The 13465-nt window shown below is 64.2% G+C and carries 10 protein-coding genes and 1 pseudogene; 1 reads left to right on the forward strand and 10 read right to left on the reverse strand.

Translation table 11 applies throughout. The features are described from left to right. The 9 genes and pseudogenes from AC5RVY_RS10795 to AC5RVY_RS10835 all read right to left on the reverse strand — a co-directional run. A pseudogene (locus AC5RVY_RS10795) lies at window positions 1-437 on the reverse strand (hypothetical protein); the annotation flags it as partial. 88 nt (window positions 438-525) lie between these two features. Further along, window positions 526-1467: a hypothetical protein gene (locus AC5RVY_RS10800; RefSeq protein WP_493954713.1), complete on the reverse strand. Its 942-nt coding sequence runs from the start codon at window positions 1465-1467 to the stop codon at window positions 526-528. Window positions 1468-1648: 181 nt separating this feature from the next. Then, the gene (locus AC5RVY_RS10805; RefSeq protein WP_493954714.1) at window positions 1649-2728 is read right to left on the reverse strand and encodes a Gfo/Idh/MocA family protein; all 1080 of its coding nucleotides are present in this window, start codon (window positions 2726-2728) and stop codon (window positions 1649-1651) included. 159 nt (window positions 2729-2887) lie between these two features. Next, window positions 2888-3592 carry an ABC transporter ATP-binding protein gene (locus AC5RVY_RS10810; RefSeq protein WP_493954715.1) on the reverse strand — a complete coding sequence of 235 codons (705 nt, stop codon included), beginning with the start codon at window positions 3590-3592 and terminating at the stop codon, window positions 2888-2890. Between the two features lie 2 nt (window positions 3593-3594). Further along, window positions 3595-5058: an ABC transporter permease gene (locus AC5RVY_RS10815; protein ID WP_493954716.1), complete on the reverse strand. Its 1464-nt coding sequence runs from the start codon at window positions 5056-5058 to the stop codon at window positions 3595-3597. Window positions 5059-5370: 312 nt separating this feature from the next. Continuing rightward, window positions 5371-6468 (reverse strand): substrate-binding domain-containing protein, encoded by a 1098-nt coding sequence (locus AC5RVY_RS10820; RefSeq protein ID WP_493954717.1) that lies wholly within the window; start codon window positions 6466-6468, stop codon window positions 5371-5373. A 49-nt stretch (window positions 6469-6517) separates the two neighbouring features. Beyond that, a complete protein-coding gene (gene mmsB / locus AC5RVY_RS10825; protein WP_493954718.1) occupies window positions 6518-7804 on the reverse strand; it encodes a multiple monosaccharide ABC transporter permease in 1287 nt (428 codons plus the stop codon). A gap of 45 nt (window positions 7805-7849) precedes the next feature. Beyond that, the gene (gene mmsA / locus AC5RVY_RS10830) at window positions 7850-9412 is read right to left on the reverse strand and encodes a multiple monosaccharide ABC transporter ATP-binding protein (RefSeq protein ID WP_493954719.1); all 1563 of its coding nucleotides are present in this window, start codon (window positions 9410-9412) and stop codon (window positions 7850-7852) included. A gap of 132 nt (window positions 9413-9544) precedes the next feature. Then, window positions 9545-10735, reverse strand: coding sequence for an ROK family transcriptional regulator (locus tag AC5RVY_RS10835; RefSeq protein WP_493954720.1), 1191 nt, complete (start codon window positions 10733-10735; stop codon window positions 9545-9547). A gap of 206 nt (window positions 10736-10941) precedes the next feature. On the opposite strand from AC5RVY_RS10835, the gene AC5RVY_RS10840 reads away from it, so the two are divergent. After that, window positions 10942-11736, forward strand: coding sequence for a nitrilase-related carbon-nitrogen hydrolase (locus tag AC5RVY_RS10840; RefSeq protein ID WP_493954721.1), 795 nt, complete (start codon window positions 10942-10944; stop codon window positions 11734-11736). Here AC5RVY_RS10840 and AC5RVY_RS10845 read toward each other — a convergent pair. Then, on the reverse strand, window positions 11715-13367 hold the full coding sequence (locus tag AC5RVY_RS10845; protein ID WP_493954722.1) for a PucR family transcriptional regulator: 1653 nt from the start codon (window positions 13365-13367) through the stop codon (window positions 11715-11717). The two genes, AC5RVY_RS10840 and AC5RVY_RS10845, sit on opposite strands and share 22 nt — an antisense overlap. Window positions 13368-13465 lie beyond the last annotated feature (98 nt).

The following is a 13465-nucleotide window of genomic DNA, read 5'->3' on the forward strand; positions in this document are numbered from 1 at the left end:
GCGGCTGCTGCAGCGAGGTCGGGGCTGGTGGTTTCGCCGGTCCCTGTTGTGGTGCCGAGGTCCACTGCTACGTCTGCTGCGGCGGCGAGGTCGGCGGTTGCGGTGTCGGTTCCGTTGGCGATGGTGGTGCCGAGGCCGAGGTCCACAGCTGCTGCTGCAGCGAGGTCGGGGCTGATGGTCCCACCGGTACCTGTCGTGGTGCCGAGATTAACCGCGGCATCCACTACGGCGGCGACGGCCGTTGTGTCCGACGGCGTTGGGCCACCCAGCAGGTCCAACGATGCCGAGTCAACGGACGCCGCCGCCGAGACGAGGGCGGATGCGGATAGGTCCGATCCGCTGGTAGTGTCCGCGGCATTTGCCGCGGTGCAGCTGAGGGCTAAAAGCCCGCCGGCAAAGAGGGTGCCGAGCATCCCCCTGCGAAGGTTGGAACTCATGGTGATATCTCCTGAGAAAGTTGAGTAGGGGCGCTTGTCAGCAACCCGGATGGCCTCGTTCTGCCGCAAGAGGGCAGACGGGTCTCAACTAGTCGGGAGAAGAACCGGGGTCGAATGACACCGGCGCAGGGGCATGTTCAGGGGATTCAACGGCGCGGACAGCACCGGAAAGGGGAAGGTCAAAGGTGAAGGGGCTCAGCCATGCAGCCGAACCTGGGGAGCCTGCGGGGGCGGTTCCGCTTCCCGTGCCGGAGCCAGGGACAGCAGGAGCCTGGGCAGGGGCGGGCGAAGGATCTGCCTCGCTTGGCCGCTCATCGCTGAAGTCAGAGACGTGGGGTGCCGCCCAAAGAGGCCCAGAAGTTACCGCGAGGACACCGGAACTATCCGGGGAAGTGGCCGGATTCGGCGTATCGCCAAGGGATGGTCCGGAGGGTTCCAAAGTCTCCGCCGGAGCAGTTTCGACGTTGGCGGAAGCCTCCGCGAGGACATCGGCGACAGGTGCCGGAACGTCTTCATCGGCCGCCGCGAGGGGCAGTTCGGGAAGCCCATCCGGCAGCGGTGCGGTGCCTGTCACCAGATCTGAAACGGGTTCCAGGACTGGTTCAAGCACCGGGAGGGACTCGGCAATCGGTGGCACCACAACGTCTACAACTGCTGCAGTTGCTCCATCCGCAATCTCGGCGACCGGAGCAACGACAGCCGTCACGCTACCGACAGGAACCACCTGGTTCACTACCGGGACGGCCGAAACGATGTTGTCGGCCGAGCTAGAAACATGGCCCACTACGGGCTGAAGCAGGCCGACGGGCGGCGCGGCAGCGGGATGTGGAGCAGGAACAGCTGATGCAGGGCTGGCAAGGGCGTCCGTCACGGAAGACAAAGAGCTGGTCACGCCGCCAAGCAGGGACGATGTGTCCGGCAGGGGGTCAGCGGAAGCGGCCGGCGACGAGAACGTCAGCCAAGTGAGGGTTGCCGCGCCGGCGAGGAATACCGGCCGCAGGGCACGCCATGGAGAACGAGCGTTAGCCATGCGTACCACCCCCAGTGCCGTTGCAATCGACGATGCCTATAGCGTAAGACGGATTTTTTCAGGAGTCTAGGCGATTCAGCAAAGAAATTGACTAATGGAGGGGGATTTTCCTTTGCACCATCACGTGGTCCGGGAAGACTGTCATGGCTTTGACGTACTGCTGCTGTTATTTACAGCCGTGTCAGCGGACTGGCCGTTCGTCGTTGAGGTAGCTGACCCCGAGCTGGGCCCGCACCCCATCGAAAAGCCGCATGGTGTTCAAGGTGTCTTCCAACGGCATTACAGGGCTCTCGGTGAGACCCTGCTGAATGCAACGGGTCACTTCGCGCAGCTCGTACGTATATCCACGTCCCACAACGTCGAAGGACTCTATACGTCGTTCGTCCCATCCGGATCCAACTACCAGTTCACGCGGATTATTGATCGAACCGATGCTTTGCAGGAAGCCCTTGCTGCCGGCAACGGTGGCCGTCCGCGGACCATGTGCGAGCAAAGAAGATGTCAGCTGAGCCTGTGCACCGTGGTTGTATCCGAGCGTCATGGCATTTTGGGCGTCCACGCCGTCGTCATTGACAAATCCCGTGGCGCTGACCTTTTGCGGGAATCCAAGGGTTCCGAGTGCCCAGAGCAGAGGATAGACCGAAAGATCCAGCAGTGCGCCGCCGCCGTCCTGCCTCGCCCAAAGCCGCGCAGTGGGTGAGTACGGAGCCGGAAACCCGAGGTCGGCGGTGACCCAGTGGACCTCACCGATTTCTCCGGAAGCAGCGATCTCGAACGCCCTCTGCATGCCCGGCAGGAACCGTGCCCAGACAGCCTCCATGAGGAAGAGCTTGCGGTTCCTGGCGAGGTCGACGAGCTCAGCGGCCTCCCGTGCGTTGATGGTGAAGGCCTTTTCGCAAAGGACGTGTTTGCCCGCGTTAAGCGCCGCCAGGACGATTTCGTAATGCTGCGCGTGGGGCGTTGCCACATAGACGACGTCCACCGCCTCATCGGCGAGCAGCCGCTCGTAGCCGGGCACACCGCCGTCGTCCCCGTAGGCCTTGGCAAAATCGTAGGCCACGGCAAAGGCGTCAGCGGTGTCCTGTGCCCGGGAACTGACGGCGTAAAGCTCCGCGTCACCCAGCAGCGCAAGGTCTTGCGAGACCGAACGCGCTATCCCGCCGGTTGCGATGATCCCCCAGCGGAGGGGCTTTCCTGTCGCGGACCGGGGGTCTGGGTCGGATTGGTTGGACAGCCACGGCTTGGCGATAGGCGCGCTCATGGAGCAATCCTGTCACAGGCGTGAGCCTCGGTTGGCGGATTGACGGCCACTAGTGAGCCCGGGTTGGGGGGGATGGGCGGCCGCTGGTGAGCGGGTGTGTGGGGGAGGCGCCGGCCGGGGGCGGAAGGAGGCCTCCGGCCGGCGGTTCAGTGCACGCCGTTAGGCGGAGGCGGCTGCCACCGGCCTGCGCACCGGTTCCTCGGTCAGCTTGCCCTGCTGGAGGCGGAACCGTCGGTCCGTTTTGTTGGCCAGGGCGCGATCGTGCGTGACCACGAGGATAGTGGTGTTGTGGTCCCGGCTGAGCGAGCTGAGGAGTTCGATGATGTGATCGCCGGTCTGCTCGTCGAGGTTTCCCGTGGGTTCGTCGGCGAGGATGAGCTTGGGCTCGTTCGCCAGTGCCCGGGCGATGGCCACGCGCTGCTGCTCGCCGCCGGAGAGCCGGTTGATCCGCCGGTCATGCTTCTCCGGATCCAGCTGGACCTGCACCAGCAGGTCCTTGGCGCGCTGCAGCCGGGCGGCTTTACGCATGCCCGCGAACTCCATCGGCAGCATCACGTTATCCACTGCCGAGAGGTTGGGGATCAGGTTGAATTGCTGAAACACAAATCCGATGTCGCGCCGCCGGTACTCGGTGAGCCTCGCATCGGGCATGCGGGCGAGGCTGACTCCATTGACCACGACGTCCCCGCTGGTGGGTTTGTCCAAGGCACCGAGGAGGGACAACAGGGTGCTTTTGCCGCTGCCGCTCTTTCCGACGATGGAGGCGAGGGTGCCCTGCTCCAGTTCGAAGCTGACGTCGTTGACCGGTTTGATGGTGCGGTCGCCGGAGTTGAAAGTGCGGACCAGGTTCTTGACTTCAATCATGGCTATTCTCCTCGCAGGACTTCGATGGGACGGATGCGCGCAGTGAGCAGCGCCGGGACCAGCGCGCCGATGATGGCGACGCCGAAGACAGCGCCAACGCCCGCCGCGATCACGCCGGGGGATGCGCTGGCCGTGACGGAGGTGACGAGCTGGGCTGCCCCGCCGAAGGGTCCTCCCTGGCCGCCTGGTAAACCGCCGCCTGGTAAGCCGGCGCCTCCGGCAGCCCCGGCCATGGCGGCCCCGCGGCCCGTGGTGGGAGTCGCGGTCGTGCTGGTGCTGCTGCTGCTGATCAGGGCCGAAGCGATCCCGCCGCTGGCAAAGGAGGCGATGGCCGCGCCCAAGGCACTGCCCAGGGCGGCGAGGACCAGGGCTTCGAGGACGAACTGCAGGCCGATGGTGCGGTTGGGGGCGCCGATGGCTTTCAGGACACCGATTTCGCGGCGGCGTTCGCGGACCAGCATCACCATGATCAGCAGGATGATCAGCCCGGCCGTGCCGAGGGCTGCAATGAAGGCGATTAACGAAATGTTCTTGACGCTAACCAGCGAGCTCAATGCGGTCTCAAGGTTTTGCCCCTGGGTCACGTCGGCCTTGTCCGTGCCGAGCGCCGTTTCGAGGGCAGCCTTGGCGGATGCAACGTTTTCCAGCGAGTCCACCGTCACGATCATGCTGGCCAGCTCGCCCGGAAGTCCGGCGAGGGTCTGGGCCGTGGGGAGCGTGACGTAAACAGCGTTGTTGCCGAACGTGGTTCCGGCGTCGAACAGGCCGGCCACCGTGTAGGTCTGGTCGTTGATGGTGAAGGCGGACCCGACGGTGAGGCTGTTCTTCTCGGCCAGCGTGGTGCCGAGCAGGGCACTTGTGGACTCGGCGGTGTAGTCACCGAGTCCCGTGCCGTCGGTGATGGCCAGTGCCTTGCCGGTAGTGTCCACCTCCGCGCCGATGCCCGTGGCGGTGATGGGCAGTGACCGGACGGGCTGGGTGGTGGTGCCTGTGCTTCCCGTGGTGCCGTTGGCCGCCTGGTTGCGTCCGCCGAGCGTTCCGGCGTCGACGGCGGCGGTGAGGCTGGTGGTGAGAGTGGCCGAGGCCTGGCCGCCGGGACCGCCCTGCCCGCCGCCCGGGCCGGCCCCGGTTCCGGAGGCAGCCTGTGCAGCAGCTTCGGTGGCGTTCCGGAGGCGGAGGGACTGGGTTCCGACGACGGCGCTGACGTTGGGAACGGCGGCGGCGGCGGCAGCCTGCTCGGCTGTAAGGGGTTCGCCGCCGCCCTCAAAGCCCTGCCCGCCCGCGGGGTTGACGGTCAGGACGGTTCCGACAGAGGCGTTGAGCTCCTGGACTTTGGCTGCGACGGCCTGGTTGGCCACCAGCATGGCCAAAGCCAGGCCAATCGCAACCGCCAGCACGGCAACAACTGCCGCCGTGCGGATTTTGTTTCTGAAGGCATTGCCTACACTGCGGGCAAGGACGCTCACGTTACTCCTATGGTTCCGGTTCCGGCCGAAAGGCTGGCTTCGGGTCCACTGTCGTCCGGCATCCTGTGCGCGCGAGCGGCCAAAGCTGTGCTTGAGCTGTGAATAACCCTTGACAGCTTTGTCACGGGCGCAGTAGGAAGTGCCGTGCCGGCTACGGGCGGGCGGAATGCACTTCAGTTCACCGGTCCCGGTGTACTGACTGTCAAGCGGTAGGAGCGCAATCAGCAGGCATGGAACAGCCCGGTCCCCGTGGTGGGGGACCGGGCTGTTGCTCAGATCGCTTAAATGGCGATCAAACTACTCGATGATCAGTTACTTCGTGATCGGGCCGAGTACCGGATCGTCGGTGTAGGCGGTCTTTACATTGGCGGCGGTAACGATGACCGGCTCCAGCAGGTAGGCCGGAACGGTCTTGACGCCGTTCTTGTAGGAGTCCTTGTCGTTGATTTCAGGCGTCTTGCCGGCCTGGAGGTCCTTCACCATGGTGATGGCGTGCTCAACGAGCTTGCGGGTGTCCTTGTTGATGGTGGAGTACTGCTCGCCGGCCATGATGGATTTGACGGACTCAACCTCGGAGTCCTGCCCGGTGACGACGGGAAGCGGCTTGCCGGCGGCCTTGACGGAGGTCAGGACTGCACGGGCCAGGGTGTCGTTCGGGGAGAGGACGCCGTCCAGGGAAGCACTGGTGTAGCTGCCGGTCAGCAGGGTATCTGCGCGGCGCTGGGCGTTTTCAGCCTTCCAGCCCTGGGTTACTGCCTGTTCGAAACCGGTCTGGCCGGAGAGGACCTTCAGCGTGCCGTCGTCGATCTTGGGCTTCAGGACGCTCATGGCGCCGTCGAAGAAGACCTTGGCGTTGGCATCGTCGGGGGAACCGGCGAACAGCTCGATGTTGTACGGGCCGCTGGGCTTCTTGGCTTTGAGGCCTTCCAGCAGCGCCTGGCCCTGGAGTTCGCCCACCTTGAAGTTGTCGTAGGCCACGTAGTAGTCCACGTTCTCGGTGTTCAGCAGCAGGCGGTCGTAGGCGATGATGGTGGCGCCGGAGTCCTTGGCCTGCTTGAGCTGGGTGCCCAGCTGCGAGCCGTCGATGGCGCCGACGATGATGACCTTGGCGCCCTTGGTGACCATGGCGCTGATCTGGTTCTGCTGCTCGGACACGCCACCGTTGGCGAACTGTACGTCAGCCTTGAAGCCGGCACCGTTGAGGCCGTCATTGAACAGCTTCTCAGCCAGAACCCAGTTTTCACTGGTCTTCTGTGGGAGTGCGACGCCGATGGAGGAGTTCTGTTCGAATCCTCCTGCTTCTCCGCTGGCGCCGCCCGAGGGGGTTTCCGAGCGGCCGCAGCCCGTCAGCGCCAGTGCTGCGATGGCAGCTACCGCTGCGGCCTTTCCTGCTTTACCAATCATTCGCATTGTTGGTTCTCTTTCTATTTAGTGGTGTAACGCTATTCAGGCTGCAAGCTCAGGCTTCCCTGGCGATAGCTTCCTTGGTGGAGGTGGTCTCGTCGGGCTGGAGCGGATTGCTGGGGCCGCCCGGGGAGGGACGGTTGAAGTTCTGGGTCAGCAGGCCGATGATCGACCTCTTGCCCTGGCTCTTGTTGTAGACGTCGAAGGCGACGGCGATCAGGAGCACCAGGCCCTTGATGATCTGGGTCAGGTCGGCACCGACGCCGAGGAGCTGCAGGCCGTTGTTCAGCACTGCCATCACCAGGCCACCGATAATGGAGCCGACAACCGTGCCCACACCGCCGGTAACCGCGGCGCCGCCGATGAAGACAGCCGCGATGGCGTCAAGCTCCCAGCCCACGCCGTCGAACGGGCCTGAGGCGGTGGAACGGCCCACGAAGATCATGCCCGCCAGGCCGGCCAGGATGGACATGTTCATCATGACCAGGAAGTTGACCTTCTTGGACTGCACACCGGAAAGTTCGGCTGCGTGCCGGTTGCCACCCACGGCGTATACGTGCCGGCCGAGGATGGTACGGGAGGAGATGAAGCCGTAGATCAGAACGAGCACGGCAAGGATCAGGCCCGGCATCGGGAAGGACGTGCCGGGGCGGCCCGTGGCGAACAGGTAGGTCGCGTAGAGGATGGCGCCGCAGATCAGGACCAGCTTCAGCGCCGTGACCCACATTTCCGGCACTTCAGCACCAAGGGCTTTGGCGCGTGCCCGGGAGCGCAGCTCGCCCCACACAACGAACGCAGCGGCGGCAATGCCCAGCAGCAGGGTGAGGTTGTTGAAGCCGGTGTTGGGACCTACTTCGGGGAGGTAACCAGCACCGAGGTACTGGAAGTCGTTGGGGACCGGGATGGTGTTGGACTTGCCCACGAACTGGTTGAAGCCGCGGAACAGCAGCATGCCCGCCAGGGTGACAATGAAGGCGGGTATCCCGACGTACGCTGTCCACCAGCCCTGCCATGCGCCGATTAGTGCGCCGAGCAGCAGGCCAAGGAGCACACCGGCGTACCACGGGATTCCCCAGTCGCGGATGGCCAGGGCCACGGTAACCCCAACGAACGCGGCCACTGATCCGACGGAGAGGTCGATGTGCCCGGCGATGATCACCAGCACCATGCCGATGGCCAGGATCAGGATGTAGGAGTTGCCGTTGAAGAGGTTGATGACGTTGCCGGGAGTGAGGGTCCGGCCGCTGGTGGCGATCTGGAAGAAGACGATCAGGGCCACCAGGGCAAAGATCATGCCGAATTGGCGGGTATTTCCGCCAAATAGCTTCTTGAGGGCGTTCATTGTGTCAGTCCTTGTGTCCGGAAGGTTCTGGGATGATCCAGAGGGTCAGGCGGCTTCTGCTTTGCGGGCGGAGGTCATCAGTTTCATCAGGCTTTCCTGGCTGGCCTCTTCTTTTGTCAGGACACCGGTGATGGCGCCTTCGAAGATGGTGTAGATACGGTCGGACAGGCCCAGGAGTTCGGGGAGCTCCGAGGAAATGACGATCACTCCCTTGCCCTGGTTGGCCAGCTGCTGGATGATGCCGTAGATCTCGTATTTGGCGCCGACGTCAATGCCTCGGGTCGGTTCGTCCAGGATCAGCAGGTCCGGGTCGGTGAACATCCACTTGGCGAGGACCACCTTCTGCTGGTTGCCGCCGGAGAGCTTGGCAACGCCTTCCTCCACCGACGGGGTCTTGGTGCGCAGCGACTTGCGGTATTGCTCTGCCACGGTGAATTCCTGGTTCGGGTCCACCACTGAGTTGCGGCTGATCTTCCGCAGGTTTGCCGCGACAGTGGTGGTCTTGATGTCATCAAGCAGGTTGAGGCCCAACGACTTGCGGTCCTCGGTGACGTAGCCCAGGCCGGCATCGATGGCCTGGCGAACGTTTTTCAGGACCACTTCCTTGCCGTCCTTGTAAATGTGGCCACTGATGAACCGACCATAGGAGCGGCCGAAAACGGACCTGGCCAGTTCGGTACGGCCGGCGCCCATCAGCCCCGCGAAACCAACGATCTCGCCGCGGCGGACGAAGAAGCTGGAGTTCTTGCAGACCAGCCGGTCCTGGACCTGCGGATGGCCCACAGTCCAGTCCTTGACCTCGAAAAGGACCTCGCCGATCTTCGGTGTGTGGTCCGGGAACCGGGATTCCAGGGTCCGGCCCACCATGCCCTTGATGATGCGGTCCTCGTCCACGCCGTCAGCCTTGACGTCCAGGGTCTCAATGGACTTGCCGTCGCGGATGATGGTGATGGAGTCGGCGATCTGTTCGATTTCGTTGAGCTTGTGCGAAATGATGATGCACGTGATGCCCTTGGCCTTCAGGCCGAGCATCAGGTCCAGCAGGTGCTGGGAATCGGATTCGTTCAGGGCCGCAGTGGGTTCGTCCAGGATGAGGATCTTCACGGACTTGTTCAGTGCCTTGGCGATTTCCACCAGCTGCTGCTTGCCGACGCCGATTTCCTTGATGGGCGTATCCGGGTCATCGCGCAGGCCCACCCGGGCCAGCAGGTCCAGGGACCGCAGCCGGGCTTCAGCCCAGTCAATGACGCCGCGCTTGGTGGGCTCGTTGCCCAGGAAGATGTTCTCCATGATGGAGAGCTCCGGAATCAACGCCAGTTCCTGGTGGATGATCACAATGCCCGCGTGCTCGCTGGCCCGGATATCCCTGAACTGCTGGACCTGGCCCTGGTAGACGATGTCGCCGTCGTAGCTTCCATACGGGTAGACGCCCGAGAGAACCTTCATCAGGGTGGACTTGCCGGCGCCGTTCTCGCCGCAGATGGCGTGGATCTCGCCTGCCTTGACCCGGAGGCTCACGTTATCCAACGCTTTAACGCCGGGGAATTCCTTGGTGATGGACCGCATCTCAAGGATGATCGGGTCCGTCTGCGTGGTCTGGGACGTCATATTGCCCTAACCCTCCAATGCAATGACTTCTTTGTCCGGCCGGCAAAGCGCAGGGCCGTCTGATGAAAAAGTAAACTGGATCACTCCGGTTGTCGTCAAGTCTTTAACGCAAATGCCGGATAACAAAACGGTCTAGGTCTTACGGATTCCGGCGTGCTGGAACACCAATGCGGCCGCTCCCAGCGCCTCGGCACGGTCCCCCAGGGAGGACATCGTGATGGTGGTGGTCTCTCCGATGACGGGGACGGCATGGCGCACCAGCCCTCGCTTGATGGGGTCCAGGAAGAGGTCGCCCAGGCCCGCCAGTGGCCCGCCCACCACGATGACCTCGGGGTTGATCAGGTTGGCAACGTTGCCCAGGGCGCGCCCCACGGCCAGCCCTGCATCATCGAGCACCCGGAGTGTCGCAGAGTCACGGGCCAGGGCCTTCCGGACAATATCCGCAGGGCTGAGCGGCCGGTCTTCGCCACGGCTCAGGAGCTCGATCATGGTAGTGGTGGATGCGATGGTTTCCAGGCAGCCCCGGTTGCCGCAGCGGCACACCAGCCCTTGTTCATGAATGGTGGCATGGCCGATCTCGCCCGTGATTCCCACGTTGCCGTAATAGGGCGCGCCGTTCAGAATGAGGCCCGCCCCGATGCCGGAGCCGATCTTCAAAAACAGCAGGTTGCTCACCCCGGTGTGCTGGCCCCACGTCACTTCGGACCACGCCCCCAGATTGGCGTCGTTGTCAACAAAGACGGGGATTTGCAGCCGTTCTTCCAGGTGCTGGAGGATGTTGATGCCCACCCACTCCGGCAGGATGGCGCCTTGAGCAACGGTGCCTGTACGCCTGTCGATGGGGCCGGGAATTCCCACGCCGGCACCGACCACTGCACTGCGGGCAACACCGCTTTCCTGCAGGAGTTTCTCGAGCAGGATCACGGCGGCCTGGATGCCTTCCTCGGCCTGGTGGCCAAGGGGCAGGGCGACTGATTCCTCTGCGATGACGTGATAGCTCAGTGAGGCCAGGACCACCCGGAGGTGCCGGCGGCCGAAGTCGATTCCTACCGCCACCGCCCCATTGCTGTTGAGCCTGACATTGAGTGCCCGCCGGCCCGAACTGGTGATGGGCTCGGTTGATGCGAGCCCCGAATCGAGCATGATTTTGACGATGTTGGAGACCGTGGCTGTGGACAATCCGGTCTGCCGTGCGAGTTCAGCCTGAGTGGACGGGCCGCCCATCAACGATTCGATGATGCGTTGCTGGTTCAGTTGCCTAAGGGCGGACTGGGAGCCGGGATTTTTAGGCTTGCTCCTCGTTGAGCGCGAAGTTGCGGGCATGCTTGCAAGATTGCCCCATTCGGACTCTTGTAGTCAAGAAGTTAACGCAATGGGCCTTTGCAATCCCCAAATGGAGGACAGGACGATGTGCCCGCTGTGAGAGAAGCAGCGGTGCAAATGGCCCTCGGGACCGGCGCGCAGGTGTAGCTAGTCTGATGTCAGGCCTTCTCGCATGTAGGCCGTTACTTCGAGGGAAGGTGGCTGCAGTGTTGCTGGCACTCCTGCAGGCAAGAGCTGTTGTGATGGACACGGATGCCAACTGTGCCGCCATTGAAGCAGCCGCAGAGGCGGCTGCCGCGGCAGGGGCGGACGTCCTGCTGACTCCCGAACTCTTTCCCACCGGCTACGCTCCCGGACGCGTCCGCGCCGAACTGGACCCCGCCGTCCTGCCCGGGCTCCACGCCAGGCTGGCCGGCATCGCCCGGCACCACCGGATCGGCCTGGTGTACAGCCTTCCGCGGGTTACCGGTCAGGGCGAGTGGCACATCAGTGCAACCCTTCTCGAGGCTGACGGAACCAGCGTGCTCACCTACGACAAAGTGCACCTCTTTGGCCCCGATGAACGGGCGGCGTTCAGCCCCGCAGCCCAGCCTCCCGCCGTCGTACGTTTCAAAGGGATTCCCACCTCCATGGTGATTTGCTACGACGTCGAATTTCCTGAGGCGGTGCGCGCCGCTGCCGTGGCCGGTGCAGAACTGCTCCTGGTTCCCACGGCGCTGGCACACGGATTCGACGACGTCCCCCAGGTGTTGCTGCGGGCACGGGCGCTGGAAAGCCAGCTGACCATCGCCTACGCCAACCACTCCGGCGTGGAAGAGGGATGCAGGTTCCTCGGCGGCAGCGTCATCGCCGGGCCTGACGGCGCATTGCTGGGGGCAGCCGGCGAGGAACCGGAGCTGATCTACGCTGAGGTTGACCCCGATGCTGCCGCCCGTGCCCGCAATAAGGTGCCCTACCTTGCCGAACGGCGGCCGGAACTTTACCGCTCCTGGAACTCCTGAGCGTCCCCGGCGGGCAGGAGCTCCTCGTACTGCAGCGCAATCCACAGCTCGGCGCGGGTCTGGGCCTGGCCAAGGTCCATATCCAGCAGTTCGGCGATGGCAGTGATCTGCCGGCGAACGCTGTTCCGGTGCAGGCCCAGCTCTTTAGCTGTGGCGTCCCAACTCCCATTCGCGGCCAGCCAGGACCGCAGGACGCGGAGCTGTCCGTGGCGGCGCTCGGGCTCCAGCTCAAGCAACGGCGCCAGGAGCCTGGCTGCCAGCATGGTGCCGGCTTCCCTGCCAAGCAGGCCGGTCACGGACCACGTCACTTCCTCGACGCGAAGACTTCTGCCCGTGGCCACAACCCGGGTCCGCAGCGATGAAACGCGTCGGTAGGCCTCCGGAAGGCCGGACAGTTCCGCCGGCCCACCTACTACCAGGCGCCACCCCAGCTGTTCCACCTCGGCCACCAGTTGGTCATCGACCTTCAGCCGCGTGACTGCCGTGAAGCCGTAGTCGGTCAGTTCCACCATTTTGCTGTCGAACAGCCGCCGCCACTGCAGCAGTTCCCGGACCGGCCCATCATCGGCGGCAGGCGCATCCGGCGCCCGCACTCCCTGCACCACGCGGACCTGGCTGGATCGTGTTCCTGCCACGCTCTGCGCCAACAGGTCCTTCAGCCCGTTCAGCTGGCGGGTGTTGCCCCCGGCCAGCGTCTCGGGATGGAGCAGCAGGGCGGTGGCGAGCTGGCTTGGGGCCAGGGATCCGCTGGTGCGCTGGCGGACCAGCAGTTCCAGGAGTCCCACGACGGAGGAGACCACGCTGTTCTGCGCAGGGGTCAATGATCTATCCGCGCCGAGAACCAGGCTCCCCAAGGTTGCGTCCCTGCTGCTGCGCAGGGGATGGCCGAACACCATCGCTGAGCCAGGGGCATCGAAGGTTTCAGTTTCCACCCGCGGTCCGCTCCCGGTGAGGAGCTTCTTGAGGAGGGGCTGAAGTTGGGCAGGTTCGACGGCGGCACCCGCCCGGGCGCGCACGCGTCCGTCCGCGCCAAAAAGGACCGCCCACACCGGCACGCGCTGTGTCAGTGCCGCCAGCAGTTCGTGCTCCGGCCGTGCCGAGAGGACCGCACGCATCAGGTGCCGGTTGGTCTCCGCAAGCTGCCTGAAAACCTGGGCGTTGCCGGATTCCAGCAGTTTGGAGAACTCCAGGCCCAGGGCGGCGAACGGCACACTGGCCGGGACCTCCACCAGGGTGAGCCCGTGCTGCCGGCACGCTGCCTGCACGTGCCCGGGCACGGCGTCGTAATAGGGCTGCAGGCCGAAACCCAGCGCAGCCACACCCGCATCCACCAGCCGGCGGACATACTCCTCAGCCCGTGACGCACTGCCGCTGACGTCCGTGCCTCCAGGTCCCGCGCCCTTCCCGTCGACCCGGAACGGCAGGCCCGATGTGAGGACAAATTCGCCGTCGAGCAGGTATGGAGTGGGGTCCTCCAACTCGCTCGGCTCCACCCAACGCAGGGGCACATGGCGGTTGCCGGCGTCGTACACCACCGAGACCCCAGCCGGCAGCGCATCCAGGAACTGTCCAAGTGTGACGGCGTCGAATTGATCCGGGACCGCATCCGGCGCTGGTGCATTACGTCTCATGAATGATCACTATAGGTCACTTTGCACCGTGTGAGATGCGGCTCACAGCCCTACTGTGAATGAGGGGAAACCAGTTCAAGCAGCCAACGATAAGAACG

The organism is Arthrobacter sp. Ha26, from assembly GCF_059091705.1.

Coding starts and splice junctions, on each gene's coding strand:
- AC5RVY_RS10800 (WP_493954713.1), bottom strand. CDS start 1,467: ATGGCTAACGCTCGTTCTCCATGGCGTGCCCTGCGGCCGGTATTCCTC.
- AC5RVY_RS10805 (WP_493954714.1), bottom strand. CDS start 2,728: ATGAGCGCGCCTATCGCCAAGCCGTGGCTGTCCAACCAATCCGACCCA.
- AC5RVY_RS10810 (WP_493954715.1), bottom strand. CDS start 3,592: ATGATTGAAGTCAAGAACCTGGTCCGCACTTTCAACTCCGGCGACCGC.
- AC5RVY_RS10820 (WP_493954717.1), bottom strand. CDS start 6,468: ATGCGAATGATTGGTAAAGCAGGAAAGGCCGCAGCGGTAGCTGCCATC.
- mmsB (WP_493954718.1), bottom strand. CDS start 7,804: ATGAACGCCCTCAAGAAGCTATTTGGCGGAAATACCCGCCAATTCGGC.
- mmsA (WP_493954719.1), bottom strand. CDS start 9,412: ATGACGTCCCAGACCACGCAGACGGACCCGATCATCCTTGAGATGCGG.
- AC5RVY_RS10835 (WP_493954720.1), bottom strand. CDS start 10,735: ATGCCCGCAACTTCGCGCTCAACGAGGAGCAAGCCTAAAAATCCCGGC.
- AC5RVY_RS10845 (WP_493954722.1), bottom strand. CDS start 13,367: ATGAGACGTAATGCACCAGCGCCGGATGCGGTCCCGGATCAATTCGAC.